The sequence below is a fragment of the Streptomyces sp. 4F14 genome (assembly GCF_048159485.1).
Lineage (GTDB): Bacteria > Actinomycetota > Actinomycetes > Streptomycetales > Streptomycetaceae > Streptomyces.
Map to the genome: position 1 here is coordinate 1 of NZ_JBLRVY010000153.1, position 424 is coordinate 424.

The window sequence follows — 424 nt, forward strand, 5'->3', positions numbered from 1 at the left end:
GCCTGGTAGACGCCAAGCCCATCGACGGGGAGTTCCGGATCGTACGGCCGGACGGCGAGGCCAGGACCGTGCACATGATGGGCGAGCCCGTGCTCGACTCCGACGGCAGCACCTCCTCGATGTGGGCCGTGCTGCGGGACGTCAGTGAACTGCGGCTCAGTCAGCGCGCCGTGAGCGAGACCCGTGACTCGCTCCAGCGCGACCGGCACCGGGCGCAGACCGAGCACCGGCTCGCGGTCGAGTTGCAGGAGGCCGTGCTGCCGCCGTGGCGTGGCTCCCTGCGGCTCCCGCACCGGGGCCCCGAGACCCTGGACCTGGCGGCCCACCACCTCCCCTCGTCGACGAGCACGCTGATCGGCGGCGACTGGTACGACGCCCTCGAACTGGCCGACGGCGAGACGCTGTTGAGCGTCGGCGACCTCAC

Annotated in this window: 1 pseudogene; it reads left to right on the forward strand. The window is 72.2% G+C overall.

What is annotated here, in order from left to right:
* Nucleotides 1-424: pseudogene (locus tag ACLZOT_RS50080) on the forward strand (phosphatase); the annotation flags it as partial.